Annotated in this window: 16 protein-coding genes and 1 pseudogene; 9 read left to right on the forward strand and 8 right to left on the reverse strand. The window is 68.0% G+C overall.

Translation table 11 applies throughout. The features are described 5' to 3' along the window. Nucleotides 1-665, forward strand: a pseudogene (locus tag AC1D2K_RS13470) (hypothetical protein); the annotation flags it as partial. 149 nt (nucleotides 666-814) lie between these two features. Here AC1D2K_RS13470 and AC1D2K_RS13475 read toward each other — a convergent pair. From AC1D2K_RS13475 to AC1D2K_RS13490, 4 genes are read right to left on the reverse strand one after another with little or no spacing between them, the layout of a single operon-like run. Further along, nucleotides 815-1,594 (reverse strand): enoyl-CoA hydratase, encoded by a 780-nt coding sequence (locus AC1D2K_RS13475; RefSeq protein WP_478089337.1) that lies wholly within the window; start codon nucleotides 1,592-1,594, stop codon nucleotides 815-817. Between the two features lie 43 nt (nucleotides 1,595-1,637). Next, a complete protein-coding gene (locus AC1D2K_RS13480) occupies nucleotides 1,638-3,431 on the reverse strand; it encodes a M61 family metallopeptidase (protein ID WP_478089338.1) in 1,794 nt (597 codons plus the stop codon). Further along, the gene (locus AC1D2K_RS13485; RefSeq protein WP_478089339.1) at nucleotides 3,431-4,153 is read right to left on the reverse strand and encodes a DsbC family protein; all 723 of its coding nucleotides are present in this window, start codon (nucleotides 4,151-4,153) and stop codon (nucleotides 3,431-3,433) included. The genes AC1D2K_RS13480 and AC1D2K_RS13485 overlap by 1 nt, the downstream gene beginning before the upstream one ends. Nucleotides 4,154-4,170: 17 nt before the next feature. Further along, complete coding sequence (locus AC1D2K_RS13490) at nucleotides 4,171-5,286, reverse strand: FAD-dependent monooxygenase (RefSeq protein ID WP_478089340.1); 1,116 nt, start codon at nucleotides 5,284-5,286, stop codon at nucleotides 4,171-4,173. Between the two features lie 107 nt (nucleotides 5,287-5,393). Here AC1D2K_RS13490 and AC1D2K_RS13495 point away from each other — a divergent pair, with 107 nt between their 5' ends. The 3 genes from AC1D2K_RS13495 (at nucleotide 5,394) to AC1D2K_RS13505 (ending at nucleotide 8,199) form a co-directional block, all read left to right on the forward strand. Beyond that, nucleotides 5,394-6,275, forward strand: coding sequence for an MOSC domain-containing protein (locus AC1D2K_RS13495; protein ID WP_478089341.1), 882 nt, complete (start codon nucleotides 5,394-5,396; stop codon nucleotides 6,273-6,275). 148 nt (nucleotides 6,276-6,423) lie between these two features. Continuing rightward, entirely contained in the window at nucleotides 6,424-7,515 is a 1,092-nt protein-coding gene (gene ychF / locus AC1D2K_RS13500) for a redox-regulated ATPase YchF (protein WP_478089342.1), read from the forward strand. A gap of 9 nt (nucleotides 7,516-7,524) precedes the next feature. Further along, nucleotides 7,525-8,199 carry a glutathione S-transferase gene (locus AC1D2K_RS13505; protein ID WP_478089343.1) on the forward strand — a complete coding sequence of 225 codons (675 nt, stop codon included), beginning with the start codon at nucleotides 7,525-7,527 and terminating at the stop codon, nucleotides 8,197-8,199. 249 nt (nucleotides 8,200-8,448) lie between these two features. On the opposite strand, the gene AC1D2K_RS13510 is transcribed toward AC1D2K_RS13505, so the two are convergent. Continuing rightward, the gene (locus AC1D2K_RS13510; protein WP_478089344.1) at nucleotides 8,449-8,919 is read right to left on the reverse strand and encodes a YqaA family protein; all 471 of its coding nucleotides are present in this window, start codon (nucleotides 8,917-8,919) and stop codon (nucleotides 8,449-8,451) included. A gap of 165 nt (nucleotides 8,920-9,084) precedes the next feature. Here AC1D2K_RS13510 and dusB point away from each other — a divergent pair, with 165 nt between their 5' ends. From dusB to purH, 3 genes are read left to right on the forward strand one after another with little or no spacing between them, the layout of a single operon-like run. Continuing rightward, nucleotides 9,085-10,146 (forward strand): tRNA dihydrouridine synthase DusB, encoded by a 1,062-nt coding sequence (gene dusB, locus AC1D2K_RS13515; protein WP_478089345.1) that lies wholly within the window; start codon nucleotides 9,085-9,087, stop codon nucleotides 10,144-10,146. Between the two features lie 52 nt (nucleotides 10,147-10,198). Further along, nucleotides 10,199-10,435, forward strand: a complete 237-nt coding sequence (locus tag AC1D2K_RS13520) for a Fis family transcriptional regulator (RefSeq protein WP_028249493.1) — start codon at nucleotides 10,199-10,201, stop codon at nucleotides 10,433-10,435. Continuing rightward, nucleotides 10,435-12,012: a bifunctional phosphoribosylaminoimidazolecarboxamide formyltransferase/IMP cyclohydrolase gene (gene purH / locus AC1D2K_RS13525; RefSeq protein ID WP_478089350.1), complete on the forward strand. Its 1,578-nt coding sequence runs from the start codon at nucleotides 10,435-10,437 to the stop codon at nucleotides 12,010-12,012. Before AC1D2K_RS13520 ends, purH begins: the two co-directional genes overlap by 1 nt. Nucleotides 12,013-12,282: 270 nt before the next feature. Here purH and AC1D2K_RS13530 read toward each other — a convergent pair whose 3' ends face one another. The 3 genes from AC1D2K_RS13530 to thiD all read right to left on the reverse strand — a co-directional run bounded on the left by AC1D2K_RS13530 (nucleotide 12,283) and on the right by thiD (nucleotide 15,163). After that, on the reverse strand, nucleotides 12,283-12,747 hold the full coding sequence (locus AC1D2K_RS13530; protein ID WP_478089346.1) for a hypothetical protein: 465 nt from the start codon (nucleotides 12,745-12,747) through the stop codon (nucleotides 12,283-12,285). Between the two features lie 5 nt (nucleotides 12,748-12,752). Continuing rightward, on the reverse strand, nucleotides 12,753-14,039 hold the full coding sequence (gene hemL, locus AC1D2K_RS13535) for a glutamate-1-semialdehyde 2,1-aminomutase (protein WP_478089347.1): 1,287 nt from the start codon (nucleotides 14,037-14,039) through the stop codon (nucleotides 12,753-12,755). Nucleotides 14,040-14,200: 161 nt separating this feature from the next. Next, entirely contained in the window at nucleotides 14,201-15,163 is a 963-nt protein-coding gene (thiD, locus tag AC1D2K_RS13540; RefSeq protein WP_478089348.1) for a bifunctional hydroxymethylpyrimidine kinase/phosphomethylpyrimidine kinase, read from the reverse strand. Between the two features lie 111 nt (nucleotides 15,164-15,274). Here thiD and AC1D2K_RS13545 point away from each other — a divergent pair, with 111 nt between their 5' ends. Beyond that, a complete protein-coding gene (locus AC1D2K_RS13545) occupies nucleotides 15,275-15,445 on the forward strand; it encodes a rubredoxin (RefSeq protein WP_081781356.1) in 171 nt (56 codons plus the stop codon). 78 nt (nucleotides 15,446-15,523) lie between these two features. Next, nucleotides 15,524-15,847 (forward strand): response regulator (locus AC1D2K_RS13550; protein ID WP_478089349.1); only part of this gene is annotated, 324 nt, incomplete at its 3' end.

Below are 15,847 nucleotides of genomic sequence, written 5' to 3' on the forward strand. Positions count from 1 at the left end.
AGTCCGTCGCTGCGCCGTCGCCGCCGCCGGCACCCGCTGCCCCTGCGCGCCCGGAAGCGCCGCCCGCGGCCGACAGTGCCGCGCGCCTGGCGCCGCAGGAACTGCCGCCGGCCCGATCACGCAAGGAGCCCGAGGCGATCGCGCAAGCGCCCGCCGCCGTCGATCGTGCGCCGGCCGCCCCGGTGGTACCCAGGGCCGCACCCGTCGCACCCACCGCACCCGTCGCACCCACCGCGCCGGACGCGGCCCGGAAAGCGCCGCCGGCGGTTCGCACCGACGAGACCGAGCCGCCCACCTTCGTGGCGCTGTCGACGTGGAACCGCATCACGATCAGCCGGCGCGGCGGCGAGAGCCGGAGCCTGCCGCGGGCCGAAGCGCGCGAATTGAATGCCTTGCTGGGATCGGCCGCGCTGTCGGCGGTCGGGCCTCGACCGCTGGCCGGCGCACCCGAGTGGCGGGTCACGCTRGAGCGCAGCGGCGAGGTGCTGGCGGTGTTCGAGGTCGCCGGGTCTCAGGTGCGCTGGCGCGAGGGCCGCACACCGGCCGCCACGGGCGTGCCGCCGGCGCCGGCGCTGGCGGCCTTGCGCGAGGCGCTGCGGGTCGCTGTGCAGCCCCCGGACGCGGTGCCCGCCGGATCCGTGGCAGCGCCGCCGCGCAATCCCTAGGAAGAGTCTCCAGGCCGACGCCGGGCCGCCACGCGGCGAAGTCCGAGGGGGCGTGGGGGCCCCAGGCCGGCGCCGGGCCGCCCCAAGGCGGCCTGCGGCCCCCTCGGGGGGCAGCGACCACACGAAGTGAGGGAGCGTGGGGGCCCTATCTATTCGTGCTTGAAGTCAGGCGTGCGCTTGGCCAGGAAGGCGTCCATGCCTTCCTTCTGGTCGGCGGTGGCGAACAGCGCGTGGAACAGCCGGCGCTCGAACATCACGCCATCGGACAGGCCGCTCTCGAAGGCCCGGTTGACCGATTCCTTGGCCGCCATCACCGCGACCTGCGAGAAGTTCGCGATCACCAGCGCGGCGCCGAGCGCCTCCTCGGCGAGCCTTTCGTAAGGCACGATGCGGCTCACCAGTCCGGCGCGCTCGGCTTCGGTCACGTCCATCATGCGGGCGGTCAGGGCCATGTCCATGGCCTTCGACTTGCCCACCGCGCGCGGCAGGCGCTGGGTGCCGCCGGCGCCCGGGATCACGCCGATCTTGATCTCGGGCTGGCCGAACTTCGCGTTGTCGGCCGCGATGATGAAGTCGCACATCATCGCGAGCTCGCAGCCGCCGCCCAGCGCGAAGCCGCTCACGGCGGCGATCACCGGCTTGCGGATCTGGCGGATCGTTTCCCAGTTGCGCGTGATGTAGTCGCCCTTGTACACATCGAGGAAGCTGTACTTCGCCATCGCCGCGATGTCGGCCCCGGCCGCGAAGGCCCGCTCGCTGCCGGTCAGGATGATGCAGCCGATCGCCGGATCGGCGTCGAAGGCCTTGAGCGCCTGGCCCAGCTCGGTCATCAGCGCATCGTTGAGGGCGTTCAGCGCCTTCGGGCGGTTCAGCGTGACGATGCCGACTTTCTCGGCCTCTATGCGCACTTCGATGTTCTCGTAGCTCATGCGTGTCTCCTTGGAACGAACAAATGGTGGGGTGGTGTGCCGGCTATCGCGGATGCAGCCAGGCCGCCATCTTCGCCGGATCCTGGGCGAACAGGCGCCAGGTCGTGACGTTGGCGGGCAGGCTCAGCGGCAGGCGCAGCAGGCGGCGATCGCGCGCCACGAGGGCCGTCGCCTTTCGCAGCGGGCCGAGGTAGAGCGCGAGATCGTCGAGCCGCGCCAGGCGCCAGGCCTGGGCCGGCCGGCCCTTGGCCGCGGGCAGCTCGATGCCGATCCATTCGTCGTTGGCCGAGAAGCCCGCCTGTTCGGCGGCACCGCCGCGCAGCACCACCTTGACCTGCACGCTGCCGCCGGTCTCGGCGACGCGCAGGCCGAGTTCCTGCGCGCGCTGGGCCGGATCGTCGAGCGCCGCCACACCGTGCAGGCGCAGCAGGTCGGACAAGGGCAGTTCGTCGGTCGAATGGACCCAGCTCGCAATTTCCCTGGCGAACGATCGCCCGCCGACCGCCTCGAGCGCGGCGGCGACATCGGCTTCGGCGATCGGGCCGCCGTCGCTCTCTTTCCACAGCAGGCGCATCACGTCGTCGAGCGAGCCCTTGCCCTCGCTGCGCAGCGTGAGGTCGAAGCACATAGCGACCAGCGCGCCCTTGGTGTAGTAGCTCACCGTCGAGTTGGGCGTCTGCTCGTCTTGGCGGTAGTACTTGATCCAGGCGTCGAAGCTGGCCTCGGCCACCGATTGCACCCGCCGGCCCGGCGTCTGCAGCACCTGGTTGATGGTCTTGTTGATGAGCCGAAGGTAGGCGGCGTCGTCGATGCAGCCGGCCCGGCGCAGCAGCAGGTCGTCGTAGTAGCTGGTGAAGCCCTCGAACAGCCACAGCAACTGCGTGTAGTTCTCGCGCCCGTAGTCGTAGCGCGCGAATTCGGCGGGCCGCAGCCGCTTCACGTTCCAGGTGTGGAAGTACTCGTGGCTGACCAGGCCGAGCAGCGTGGTGTAGCCCTCGGACTGCTTCCTGGCGCCGAGTTGCGGCAGGTCGCGCCGGGTGCAGATCAGCACCGTCGAGCGGCGGTGCTCGAGCCCKCCATAGCCGTCGTCGACCGCGTTGAGCATGAACACGTAGCGGTCGTGCGGCGGCTTCGGCCCGCCGCGCTTGCCGACCTTGTCGCCGTGCCAGAAGCGCATCTGCGCCTCGCAGATGGCGCGCGTGTCGGCAATCAGCCGCTCGCCGTCGAAGGAGGCCGGCGCGCCGGCGACCACGAAGCGGTGCGGCACGCCGCAGACCTCGAATTCCTCGCTCCAGAACGGCCCCATCTCGACCGGGCTGTCGGCCAGTTCGTCGTAGCTGGCGGCCAGGTAGCTGCCGAAGCCCTGGCGGTCGACCTTGGTCGGCTGCAGCGCGGTGGCGCAGGACCAGCGCGCGCCGTCGGCGATCAGAGGCGGCGCCACCACTTCGAGGGCGTGCGGCGCGTCGACCTGGCCCTCGACCTGCAGGCACAGGCTGGTGCCGTTGAAGAAGCCGCGATCGGCGTCCAGCCAGGCGGTGCGCACCGAGTTGTCGTAGGCACAGACCTCGTAGCGCAGCACCAGCGGCTTGCCGGGCGTGCAGGCGATGTCCCAGGTGCACTTGTCGTGTTGCCGCACGGCCAGCTTGCGCCGCCCCTGAAGCGCCCGCAGCTGCTGCAGGTTCTTCGAGAACTCGCGCAGCAGATAGCTGCCCGGGATCCAGGCCGCGAGCGCCACGCGCTGCAGCTCGGCGGGCGCCGCGATGGTCAGCGTGACCGCGAACAGGTGCGCCTTGCGGTCCGCGCACTCGACGCGGCAGTGGATGGCCGGCGTGGCCATCAATTGAGGGCGGAGAGCTGTTTCTCGACCTGCGCGGCCGGGATCGCGCCCGGGGTGCGCGTGCCGTCGCTGAAGATCAGCGTCGGCGTGCCGGTGATGTTGTACTTCTGGCCGAATTCGCGGTTGCGCGTGAGCGCGGCGGTGTCGCACTCGGCGGCCGCGGGCGCGACGCCCCGCTGCATCCAGTCGTCCCAGGTTTTCCCCTTGTCCTTGGCGCACCAGATGTTGCGCGACTTGACGACCGAATCGGGTCCCAGCACCGGATAGAGGAAGAGCTGGATCGTGACGTTGTCGACCTTGGTCAGGTCGCGCTCGAACTGCTTGCAGTAGCCGCAGTTCGGGTCCGCGAACACCGCCAGCCGGCGCTTGCCGTTGCCGCGCACGATCTTGATGGCGTCCTTCATCGGCAGTTTGTCGAAGGCCACCTGGCTGAGCTTCTCGACCCGTTCCTCGGTCAGGTTGCGGCGCTCCTTGACGTCGATCAGGTTGCCCTGCAGCAGGTAGTTGCCTTGCTCGTCGGTGTAGAAGATCTCGAAGCCGTTGACCCGCACTTCATAGAGGCCGGGGATCGGCGCCTTCGTGACCTCGTCGACCTTGGCGAACTGCGGAATGCGCGCGGCCAGGTTCTTGCGGATCTCGGCTTCGCCGGCCGTCGCGGTCAGTGCCGAGCCGAATGCGAGGACCGCCAGCGCGGCGAAGAGGGGACGCAGGGGATGCTTCATGGTGGTGTTCCGGGGATTCAACGCAGGCCCATGGCCTGGCGCGCGATCCAGTTCTTGATGAGCCGTGTGCGGTCGAAGCCGCGCATGCCCCAGTTGCGCAGCGTCGGCAGGGGGTCGGCGCTGTGGGCGAAGAGTTGCTGAAGGCCGTCGGTGGCGAGGCTCATCGACAGCACGGCGGTGCGGCGTTCACGTTCGTAGCGGCGCAGCAGCCGGGCGTCGCCCACGCTGCGCCAGTAGTCGCGGGTGCGGATCAGCTCGGCCAGCGCGGCGACGTCGGCCAGGCCGAGGTTGAGTCCCTGGCCGGCCAGCGGATGCACCGTATGGGCGGCATCGCCCGCCAGGGCCCAGGCCGAGCCGTCGCCGAAGGCGCCGGTCCAGCGGTCGGCGATGGCACGCTGCAGCGGCCAGGCGGCGCGTTCGCTGGCGAGCCTGAGCGCGCCCAGCGCATTGTGGCTGGCCTCGCGCAGGGAGGCGTTGAACGCGTCGTCCGACTGCGCGAGCAGGGTCGGTGCCCGGAACTGGTCGACCGACCAGACGAGGGCGAGCGAGCGGGGCGTATCGCCCAGCGGCAGCAGTGCCAGCACCTCGCCCTTGTCGTTGAACCACTGGCGCGCGGTGCCGTCGTGCGGCTGATCGGCCTCGAGCCGGGCCGCGATCGCGTGCTGGGCGTAGCGCGTGACTTCGTAGCCGACGCCGAGCGCCTCGCGGGTGGTGCTGATGCGGCCTTCGCAGACGACCGTCAGCGCTGCCGGCACGGGTGCGGTCACGACCTCGATCCGGGACTGGAAGCGCACGGCGTCACCCAGTTGCCGTTCGAGCGCGGGCACGTCGACGATCCAGGCCAGCGCATCGACCTTCTGGCGCAAGGCGGAGAACTGCACCCGCCCGCCTTCGTCGCCGTGCACCACCATCTCGCGCACCGGCGTGGCATGCGCCGACTCGGGCCAGGCGCGCAGCGATTCGAGCAGGGACTTCGAGGCGGCGTTGAGCGCGTAGGCGCGCACGTCCGGTCCGGCCGGCGCCGCGGCCGGCGCCACCAGCGCCACGCGCACTCTCTCGCGCGCCAGCAAGAGCGCCAGCGTACGGCCGACGATGCCGGCGCCGCGAATGCAAACTTCGGGGGGAAGGGCCATCGGGCCATTGTAAGGATGTGGCTTCGCTACTTCGTGTCGATCGCCACCCCCAGAGGGGGCGGCTGGCCGGTGCCGCACAATCTTCGGTCAGCCACAAGGACCCGACCGTGAACGCCTCCGATTTCGACCTCCAAGCCACCATCGCCCGCCTGTTCGTCTATCCGGTCAAGTCCTGCGCCGGCGTCGAACTCGACGAGGCCCTGCTGATCGAGACCGGGCTGGAGTTCGACCGCGCCTGGATGGTGGTCGACGCCGCGGGCGAATTCGTGAGTCAGCGCGAGCTTCCCCGCATGGCGCTGATCCGGCCGCAGCTCAAGCACACCGAGATGGTGCTGCGGGCGCCGGGCATGCTGGCGCTGCACATCGCCTTCGACCGGGTCGAGCAGCCGGCCCGCGTCAAGGTCTGGAAGGACGAGGTGGCGGCCTACGACATGGGCGATATCGCGGCCCAGTGGTTCAGCGACTTCCTGTCGGAACCGGGCCGGCCGCGGCAATTGCGCATGGTGAGGTTCGACCCCGAGCAGCAGCGGCTGTCGAGCCTGAAATGGACCGGGGGCGTCGAGGCCCCGAACCAGTTCGCCGACGGATTCCCGCTGCTGGTGGCGAGTGAGGGCTCGCTCGCGGAGCTGAATGCAAAGCTGGTCGCCGCCGGCCATGCGGCCGTCGGTATCGAGCGCTTTCGTCCCAACATCGTGCTGGCCGGCATCCAGGCGCACGACGAGGACCGGGTCGACACGATGCACGTCGCCACCGCCGAGGGCGAGGTCCTGATGCGTCCGGTCAAGCCCTGCGCGCGCTGTCCGATCCCGGACATCGACCCGCAGAGCGCGGTCAGCAGCCCCGAGGTGGGCGACATGCTGCGCACCTACCGCGCCGATCCGCGGGTCGACGGGGCCATCACTTTCGGCATGAACGCGATCGTGCTGCAGGGGGTCGAACATGCCCTCAGAGTCGGCCAGCCGGTAGGCGCCAACCTGCGTTTCGAGTGAAAAACGTAGCCCCCAACGCTGCGTCACTGCGTGTACTCGCTGCCCCCCGAAGGGGGCCGCAGGCCGCCTTGGGGGCGGCCCGGCGCCGGCCTGGTGCGCCGGGCGCCTAAAATACCCGGTTCCCCCCAGCATTCTGAAAGCACCCGCCATGAGCCTCCAGTGCGGCATCGTCGGCCTGCCCAACGTCGGCAAGTCCACTCTCTTCAATGCCTTGACCAAGGCAGGCATCGCGGCCGAGAACTATCCCTTCTGCACCATCGAGCCCAATGTGGGCGTGGTCGAGGTGCCGGATCCACGGCTCGACGCCTTGAGCGAGATCGTCAAGCCCGAGCGCGTGGTGCCTGCGATCGTCGAGTTCGTCGACATCGCGGGCCTGGTGGCCGGTGCCAGCCAGGGCGAAGGCCTGGGCAACCAGTTCCTGGCCCACATCCGCGAGACCGACGCGATCGTCAACGTGGTGCGCTGCTTCGAGGACGACAACGTGATCCACGTGGCCGGCAAGGTCGATCCGATTTCCGACATCGAGGTGATCCAGACCGAGCTCTGCCTGGCCGACCTGTCGACGGTCGAGAAGGCGCTGCATCGTCACACCAAGACCGCGCGTTCGGGCGACAAGGAAGCCATCAAGCTGGTGGCGCTGCTCGAGAAGTGCCAGGCTTCGCTGAACGAGAACAAGCCGGTGCGCTCGATCGAGTTCAGCAAGGAAGACAAGCCGCTGGTCAAGCAGTTCTCGCTGATCACCGCCAAGCCCGCGATGTTCGTCGGCAACGTCGCCGAAGACGGCTTCGAGAACAACCCTTTCCTCGATCGCCTGCGCGAATACGCCGCGGCGCAGAACGCGCCGGTGGTGGCCATCTGCGCCAAGATCGAGGCCGAGCTGGCCGACATGGACGACGAGGACCGCAAGATGTTCCTGGCMGAGATCGGTCAGGAGGAGCCGGGCCTGAACCGCCTGATCCGCGCCGCCTACACGCTGCTGGGCCTGCAGACCTACTTCACGGCCGGCGTCAAGGAAGTGCGCGCCTGGACCATCCACACCGGCGATACCGGCCCCCAGGCTGCCGGCGTGATCCACACCGATTTCGAGAAGGGCTACATCCGCGCCCAGACCATCGCCTACAACGACTTCATCGCCTACAAGGGCGAGCAGGGCGCCAAGGACGCGGGCAAGATGCGCGCGGAAGGCAAGGAATACGTCGTCAAGGATGGCGACGTGATGAACTTCCTGTTCAGCTCCTGAACCCGCGCCATGATCACGGTCCACCACCTCGAGAACTCGCGCTCGCAGCGCGTGCTCTGGCTGCTCGAGGAACTCGAACTCCCCTACGAAGTGGTGCGCTACCAGCGCGATCCGAAGACGATGCTCGCGCCGCCCACGCTCAAGGCGGTGCATCCGCTGGGCAAGTCGCCGGTGGTGACCACCGATGAAGGTCTGACGCTGGCCGAATCCGGCGCGATCATCGAGACCCTGATCGAGCGCGAGGGCAAGGGCCGCCTCGCACCCGCGGCCGGCAGCCCCGAAGCCTTGCGCTATCGCTACTGGCTGCACTACGCGGAAGGCTCGGCCATGCCCCCGCTGCTGCTCAAGCTGATGTTCGATCGGGTCGAGAAGTCGAAGATGCCTTTCTTCGCCAGGCCGATCGCCCGGGCCATTGCAGACAAGGCCCGGACCGCATTCATCCTGCCGAACCTCAAGACCCACCTCGACTTCATGGAAGGGGAACTCGGCAGGAGCGCGTGGTTCGCGGGCGATGCGTTCACCGGCGCCGACATCCAGATGAGCTTCCCGGTGGAAGCCGCCCGGGCCCGTGGCGGGCTCGATGCTTCGCGGCCGAAGCTGATGGCCTGGCTCGAGCGCATCCATGCGCGGCCGGCCTACCAGCGCGCGCTGGAGCGCGGCGGCCCCTACGGGCTGCTAGCATGAAACACCCCCCGAAGCGCCTGCGGCGTCCCGAGTCACTGCCAGAGGCAGCGGCTCTTCGGGTCCGTCCAAGCCTGCGCAGGCAGGCTTGGAGCCGCGGACCTCAGCCCCCTCAAGGGGGGCGATGCCAGCGGCCCGGCAAAGCCGGTTCCGCGGTATCCCCGGCATTTGGCTGCGCCGGTTTCATGCGTCGCGGGTCACGTGATCGCGTGGTGGAGCACTGAGCTGAAACCGTGACGGCCGTGGGGACGCTCAGTTCGGCCAGATATAGAGCAGCGCCACCGTCATCGTGACGTAGCGGGCGAACTTGCCGATGGCCATGTAGAAGACGCAGGGCCAGAACGACAGCTTGAGCCAGCCGGCGACCGCGCACAGCGGGTCGCCGACGACCGGCAGCCAGGCCAGCAGGCAGGCCTTGGGCCCGAGCCGCTCCAGCCACCCCAGCACGCGCAGATGGTGCTTGGAGTGCGAATACTTGTCGGCCACCTTGTGGGCGCCGTAGCCCATCCACCAGTCGACGATCCCGCCCAGGGTGTTGCCGGCGGTGGCGACCGCGATGGCCGACCAGAACATGTCGGGATTGAGCTTGAGCAGCCCGAACAGCACCGGCTCTGAACCCACCGGCAGCAGCGTTGCCGACACGAAGGCGGCAATGAACACCGTGCTGAGCCCGTATTGCGGAAGCGCCAGAAGCGCAAGGAGGGAGTCGAGCCAGGCTTGCATGTGTGCGCGAAGTATAGGAACCAGACCGGCCCGGGCATCGGCAAGATCACTGATGGGTACCTTCGCCGATGGATGCGGGAGTGCAAATCGTTTCAGCCGAAGGATCGGCGCGCCGCTACAATCGTGCCTCATTTTTCAGCAGCCCGGCGCGTGCCAATTTCCCCCATGACCCTGCAGATCGGCCACATCGCGCTGGACAACAGCCTGTTCGTCGCCCCCATGGCGGGTGTCACGGACCGGCCGTTCCGCATGCTGTGCCGCGAACTCGGCGCCGGCTATGCAGTGAGCGAGATGGTCACTTCGCGCAAGGAACTGTGGGGCACGCTGAAGACCTCGCGGCGGGCCAATCACGAGGGCGAGCCCGGCCCCATTTCGGTGCAGATCGCAGGCACCGACGCGGCCATGATGTCCGAGGCCGCCGAATACAACATCGACCGCGGCGCGCAGATCATCGACATCAACATGGGCTGCCCGGCCAAGAAGGTCTGCAACAAGTGGGCCGGGTCGGCGCTGATGCGCGACGAACCGCTGGCGCTCGAGATCGTCGAAGCCGTGGTGCGTGCCGCGCTGCCGCACCGGGTGCCGGTGACGCTCAAGATGCGCACCGGCTGGAGCGAAGACCGTCGCAACGCGGTGACGCTGGCACGGCGCTTCGAGGCGGCCGGCGTGCAGATGCTCACGGTGCACGGCCGCACGCGCGAGCAGGGCTACAAGGGCCAGGCCGAATACGACACCATCGCCGCGGTCAAGGCTGCCGTGCGCATCCCGGTGGTCGCCAACGGCGACATCGCATCGCCCGAGAAGGCGCGCGACGTGCTGGCGGCGACCGGGGCCGATGCGGTGATGGTCGGGCGCGCGGCGCAGGGCCGGCCGTGGATCTTTCGCGAGATCGCGCACTTCCTGGCGACCGGCACGCACCTGGCGCCGCCGCTGGTGGCCGAGGTGCGGCGCCTGATGCTGGACCACCTGCAGCAGCACTACGCGCTCTACGGCGACTACAGCGGCGTGCGCACGGCGCGCAAGCACATCGGCTGGTATGTGCGGGCACTGCCGGGCGGCGAGGCGTTCCGCAGCGAGATGAACCTGATCGAGGACTGCGATGCGCAACTGCGCGCGGTGGCCGCATTCTTCGACGCGCTGGCGCAACGCATGGACCGCATTCCGCCGGCCTCGGCGGACGACACGCTCGAACCGCTTGATGCGCAGTCGGCCGACGCGATCGCATGACGCCGAAGCGAACATGAGAGAAGGCTGAGAACGAGGAGAAGAAGAGAAGGCCATGAGCAAGAAACACATCGAAGACTGCGTACGCAGCAGCCTGGACAGCTATTTCCGCGACCTGCGCGGCACCGAACCCGACGGCATGTACGAGATGCTGGTGCGGGTCGTCGAGAAACCCCTGCTCGACGTCGTGATGACACGCGCCGAGGGCAACCAATCCAAGGCCGCGCAATGGCTCGGCCTCAACCGAAACACGCTGCGCAAGAAGCTGGTCGAACACAAACTGTTGAAGTAATCCTGATGAACGCACTGATCTCCGTATCCGACAAGACCGGCATCCTCGAATTCGCCCAGGCGCTGCACGCGCTGGGCGTCAAGCTGCTGTCCACCGGCGGCACCGCCAAGCTGCTGGCCGATGCCGGCCTGCCCGTGACCGAAGTGGCCGACCACACCGGCTTCCCCGAGATGCTCGACGGCCGCGTCAAGACCCTGCACCCCAAGGTGCACGGCGGCCTGCTGGCGCGGCGCGACCTGCCGGCGCACATGGCGGCGTTGAAGGAGCACGGCATCGCCACCATCGACCTGCTGGTGGTCAACCTCTATCCGTTCGAGGCCACGGTCGCCAAGCCCGGCTGCACGCTCGAGGATGCAATCGAGAACATCGACATCGGCGGCCCCGCGATGGTGCGCAGCGCGGCCAAGAACTGGAAGGACGTCGGCGTGCTGACCGATGCGTCGCAGTACGGCCCCGCGCTGGCCGAACTCAAGGCCGACGGCAAGCTCAGCGACAAGACCAAGTTTGCTTTCTCGGTGGCCGCGTTCAACCGCATCAGCCAGTACGACGGAGCGATCAGCGACTATCTCTCGCGCATCCAGGAAGACGGCGCCCATGCGCTGTTCCCGGCCCAGAGCAACGGCCGCTTCGTCAAGCTGCAGGACCTGCGCTACGGCGAGAACCCGCACCAGCAGGCCGCGTTCTACCGCGACCTGTATCCGGCGCCGGGCTCGCTGGTGACGGCCAAGCAGCTGCAGGGCAAGGAGCTCAGCTACAACAACATCGCGGACGCCGATGCGGCGTGGGAATGCGTGAAGAGCTTCGACACGCCGGCCTGCGTGATCGTGAAACATGCGAACCCCTGCGGCGTTGCCACCGGGAAAGACCCGCTCGAGGCCTATAGCAAGGCCTTCAAGACCGATCCGACCTCGGCCTTCGGCGGCATCATTGCCTTCAACCGGCCGATGGACCGTGCCGCCGCCGAAGCGGTCAGCAAGCAGTTCGTCGAAGTGCTGATGGCGCCGGGCTATTCGGCCGAAGCGCTGGAGGTGTTCAAGAGCAAGGTCAACGTGCGCATCCTCGAGATCGCGCTGCCGCCGGGCGGCAAGACCGACTGGGACAACGGCCGCAACGCGGTCGACGTCAAGCGCATCGGCTCGGGCCTGCTGATGCAGACCGCCGACAACCGCGAGCTGTCCATCGACGAGCTCAAGGTCGTGAGCAAGAAGCAGCCGACGCCGCAGCAGCTGCAGGACCTGCTGTTCGCCTGGAAGGTCGCCAAGTTCGTCAAGAGCAATGCGATCGTGTTCTGTGCCGACGGCATGACCATGGGCGTCGGCGCCGGCCAGATGAGCCGGCTCGACTCGGCGCGCATCGCCAGCATCAAGGCCCAGCACGCGAACCTGTCGCTGGCCGGCACCGCGGTCGCSAGCGACGCSTTCTTCCCGTTCCGCGACGGCCTSGACGTSGTSKTCGACGCCGGCGCCACCTSSGTCATCCAGCCGGGCGGCTCGATGCGCGACCAGGAAGTGATCGACGCCGCCGACGAGCGCGGCGTGGTGATGGTGCTATCGGGCGTGCGCCACTTCCGGCATTAGTCAGCTCGCCCCCAGGTTGGCTCACTTCGTGTAGCCGCCCACCCCCTACCGGGGGCGCAGTCCGCGGCCCGGCGGAGCCGGTTCCGCGACTGCCCACCCACAGGCGGGCGCTGCGCGCCGCCGTGGAACAACACCGCGCCGGGTTGCTGTTGGCCGGCGCAGCCAGGCCCGTTGGTGAAACACCGCGGAACCGGCTTTGCTGGGCCGCTGGTGTTGCCCCCGGTAGGGGGTGGGAGGGCTACACGAAGTGAGCCCGACCTGGGGGCGAGCCTATTCCGAAAAGCGGTACTTCAGCTGGAAGCTGATCGCGCCGTAGAGCTTGTCCTTGATGCTGGGGATGATCGCGATGTTCAGTCCCCAGTGCCTGCCCTCGATCGCCGCGGTCGGGATCAGCGCCGGGAACCAGCCACCGTTGTTGGTCATCTGGTAGCCGTCGAAGCCGCCCACCACGGCGCCGAGCTTCACGCCGTGGAATTCGAAGGGCATCACGTAAAGGCCGATGTAGTGCGAGCGGTCACGGTCGCTGTTGCGGAAGGCGCCGGCCGTCAGCGAAAAGGTCTTGTCGATCGGCCACTCGATGCCGATGCCGGGGTTGGCGTCTTCCAGCCCCTTGTTGCGATCGAAATGCAGCGAATAGAAGCCCGGGTTGATCCAGACCTGGCTGATATCGACCTGGGCGCAGGCCAGGGCGGGCAGGAGCAGGCTCGCGCCTGCCAGGAGCGAAGGCAGCTTCACGGCGCCTACAGCGTCTTGAAGATCTGGCGTGCCGCCTCGATGGTGGCGGCGATGTCGTCCTCGCTGTGCGCGGCGCTCACGAAGCCCGCCTCGTAGAGCGCCGGCGCGATGTACACCCCACGGTCCAGCAGGCCATGGAACAGTTGGTTGAACTTTGCGCCGTCGCTCTTCATCACGGCCGTGTAGTTCTGCGGCAGCGCGTCGAGCAGGAAAAAGCCGAACATGCCGCCTTCGCTGTCGACGCTGAACGGCACGCCTTCAGCGGCTGCCGCGGCCTTCAGCCCTTCGACCAGCGAGCGTGTCTTCCTCGACAAGGCTTCGTAGAAGCCCGGCTTGGCGATTTCGTGGAGGGTCGCAAGGCCGCAGGCGGTCGCCACCGGATTGCCCGAGAGCGTCCCGGCCTGGTACACCGGCCCCATCGGCGCGAGTTGTTCCATGATCGCGCGCGGTCCGCCGAAGGCCGCCAGCGGCATGCCGCCGCCGATCACCTTGCCGAGCACCGTCAGATCGGGCGTGACGCCGAGCACGTCCTGGGCGCCTCGCAGGCCGACGCGGAATCCGGTCATCACCTCATCGAACACCAGCAGCGCGCCGTACTGCGTGCACAGCTCGCGGCAGCGCTTGGCGAAGGCCGCGCTGGCGCGCACGAAGTTCATGTTGCCGGCGATCGCCTCGATCATCAGGCAGGCGATCTCGTGGCCGTGCAGCGCGAAGGCTTCCTCGAGCTGCGCGAGATTGTTGTACTCGAGCACCAGCGTGTGCTGCACCACTTCGGGTGGCACGCCGGCCGAGGTCGGATTGCCGAAGGTCGCCAGGCCCGAGCCGGCCTTGACCAGCAGCGCGTCGGCGTGGCCGTGGTAGCAGCCCTCGAACTTGATGATGTATTTGCGGCCGGTGGCGCCGCGGGCCAGGCGCAGCGCGCTCATCGCGGCCTCGGTGCCCGAGCTCACGAGGCGCACCATCTCCATCGAGGGCACCAGCGCGAGGATGGCTTCGGCGAGTTCGATCTCGCGCTCGGTCGGGGCGCCGAAGGAAAAGCCCTCGGTGACGGCGCGCTGCACCGCCTCGACCACCGCCGGGTGGCCATGGCCGAGGATCATCGGCCCCCAGGAACCGATGTAGTCGATGTAGCGCTTGTCGTCGGCATCCCAGAAGTAGGCGCCCTGCGCGCGCTTCACGAAGCGCGGCGTACCGCCGACGGCCTTGAAGGCCCGCACGGGCGAATTGACGCCCCCGGGAATGACGGCGCGCGCGCGCTCGAAGAGGATCTCGTTCTGGTCAGTGGCGTTCATTGCGTTTGCGTTCATTGTTCATGTGCGATCAGGTCCTGCGCGGCCGGCGCAGCCCGGCCGCCCTTCGTGAAACACCGCGGAACCGGCTCCGCCGGGCCGCTGGTGTTGCCCCCGGCAGGGGGTGGGCGGGCTACACGCAGTGAGCCCAACCTGGGGGCGAGCTAGTGTCGAGTGTCATGGGGAGGAAGGGCGAAGTCGGTCGGCGACGCGAGGTCGTCATTGTCGTCGTCGTCGTCCTCCGGCTGGGCCCAGAACAGCCGATCGGGCAGCACGTGGCCCATGCCGGGGCGAAAGCCCGCGTCGAGGCAGCGGTCCATGTAGCTCAGGGCCTCGCTGGTGGCGGCGACCAGATCGGTGCCGCTCGCGAGCAACGCCGACAGCGCGGCCGACAGGGTGTCGCCGGCGCCCGCGAACACGGCATCGAGCCGCTCGTATTTCTCGCTCGCGAGCACCGACTGCGGCGAGGCCAGCACGTTGTCGATGAACTGGTCGGGCAGCACCAGCCCGGTGACCAGCGTGTAGGGCACGCCGTACTCGCTCGCCGCCTTGGCGATGTCGCGCGCCGTCGGCGGCCGCTCGCCGCTCCAGTCGGGCAGGAGCCAGCGCCAGAGCGTGCTGTGGTTGCCCACCAGCACCGTGGTCTGCGGCAGCACCAGTTCGCGAAAGGCGTCGAGGTAGGCCTCGATCTGGCTGTCCTCCCACCACGAGAGGTTCGGCATGTAGGCCACCACGGGCACCTCGGGATAGTCGGTCGCGGTCTCGGCCACCGTGCTGAGGTTCTCGGGCGAGCCGACGAATCCGACCTTGATCAGCTGCACCTCCACGTCCTCGAGGATCGAGCGCGCCTGCTCGGCGACGGCCTCTTCGTCGAAGCTGAAATGGTCGAAGATCTCCGCCGTGTCGCGCGCGTAGGCGCCGGTGACCACCGCCAGCATGTGGGCGCCGACCGAGGCCATGGCGAGCGCGTCGCCGCTCAGGCCGCCCGCGCCGCTCGGATCGCTCGCATTGAAGACCAGCACACAGGGCGGATTCAAATCAGCTTCCGCCGCGCTCTCTTCGTCCGAGGGGTCGGTAAGATCGCTGATTTTGCGATCGTGCTCTGGTGGTAGTAAGTAAGTTTTCATACTCGAATCAGGGCTCACCAGATGGTGGCATATCTGAGACGCTTGTCACGTGAATAGTTGATACGTTTGGATACGATCGTTGCATTTGATGAACAGGGACCTTAAGCTGCGATGAATACGAAAACCTGGATGTGCCTGATTTGTGGGTGGATCTATGACGAATCGGTGGGCGTGCCAGAGGATGGTATTGCGGCCGGTACGGCCTGGGCCGATGTTCCGATGAACTGGACCTGTCCGGAGTGCGGGGCGCGCAAGGAAGACTTCGAAATGGTTGAGATCTGAAGCATGGCATAGGGCCGCGCTTCTTGCGCTCCCGAGGGGGCGCAGTTACACCCGGGTGTCACACGAGGAGCGGTTCGAATGAGCGCGAATGGATCTGGTTACAAGGTGCTTGTCATCGACGACAGCAACACCATTCGGCGCAGCGCCGAGATCTTCCTGAAGCAGGGCGGCCATGAAGTCCTGCTCGCCGAGGACGGCTTCGATGCGCTGTCCAAGGTCAACGACCACAAGCCCCATCTGATCTTCTGCGACATCCTGATGCCGMGGCTCGACGGTTATCAGACGTGCGCCATCATCAAGCGCAACGCCACCTTTTCCAATGTCCCGGTCGTGATGCTGTCCTCGAAGGACGGCGTCTTCGACAAGGCGCGCGGCCGTATGGTCGGCTCCCAGGACTACCTC

It is taken from the genome of Variovorax sp. P1_H12_2 (assembly GCF_056405335.1).

Bases quoted from the DNA above. Each gene is read 5' to 3' on its own strand.
- AC1D2K_RS13490 (WP_478089340.1), bottom strand. From the start codon at position 5,286: ATGGCCCTTCCCCCCGAAGTTTGCATTCGCGGCGCCGGCATCGTCGGC.
- AC1D2K_RS13520 (WP_028249493.1), top strand. From the start codon at position 10,199: ATGAGCAAGAAACACATCGAAGACTGCGTACGCAGCAGCCTGGACAGC.
- thiD (WP_478089348.1), bottom strand. From the start codon at position 15,163: ATGAAAACTTACTTACTACCACCAGAGCACGATCGCAAAATCAGCGAT.
- AC1D2K_RS13505 (WP_478089343.1), top strand. From the start codon at position 7,525: ATGATCACGGTCCACCACCTCGAGAACTCGCGCTCGCAGCGCGTGCTC.
- AC1D2K_RS13510 (WP_478089344.1), bottom strand. From the start codon at position 8,919: ATGCAAGCCTGGCTCGACTCCCTCCTTGCGCTTCTGGCGCTTCCGCAA.
- AC1D2K_RS13485 (WP_478089339.1), bottom strand. From the start codon at position 4,153: ATGAAGCATCCCCTGCGTCCCCTCTTCGCCGCGCTGGCGGTCCTCGCA.
- hemL (WP_478089347.1), bottom strand. From the start codon at position 14,039: ATGAACGCCACTGACCAGAACGAGATCCTCTTCGAGCGCGCGCGCGCC.
- AC1D2K_RS13545 (WP_081781356.1), top strand. From the start codon at position 15,275: ATGAATACGAAAACCTGGATGTGCCTGATTTGTGGGTGGATCTATGAC.
- dusB (WP_478089345.1), top strand. From the start codon at position 9,085: ATGACCCTGCAGATCGGCCACATCGCGCTGGACAACAGCCTGTTCGTC.
- AC1D2K_RS13475 (WP_478089337.1), bottom strand. From the start codon at position 1,594: ATGAGCTACGAGAACATCGAAGTGCGCATAGAGGCCGAGAAAGTCGGC.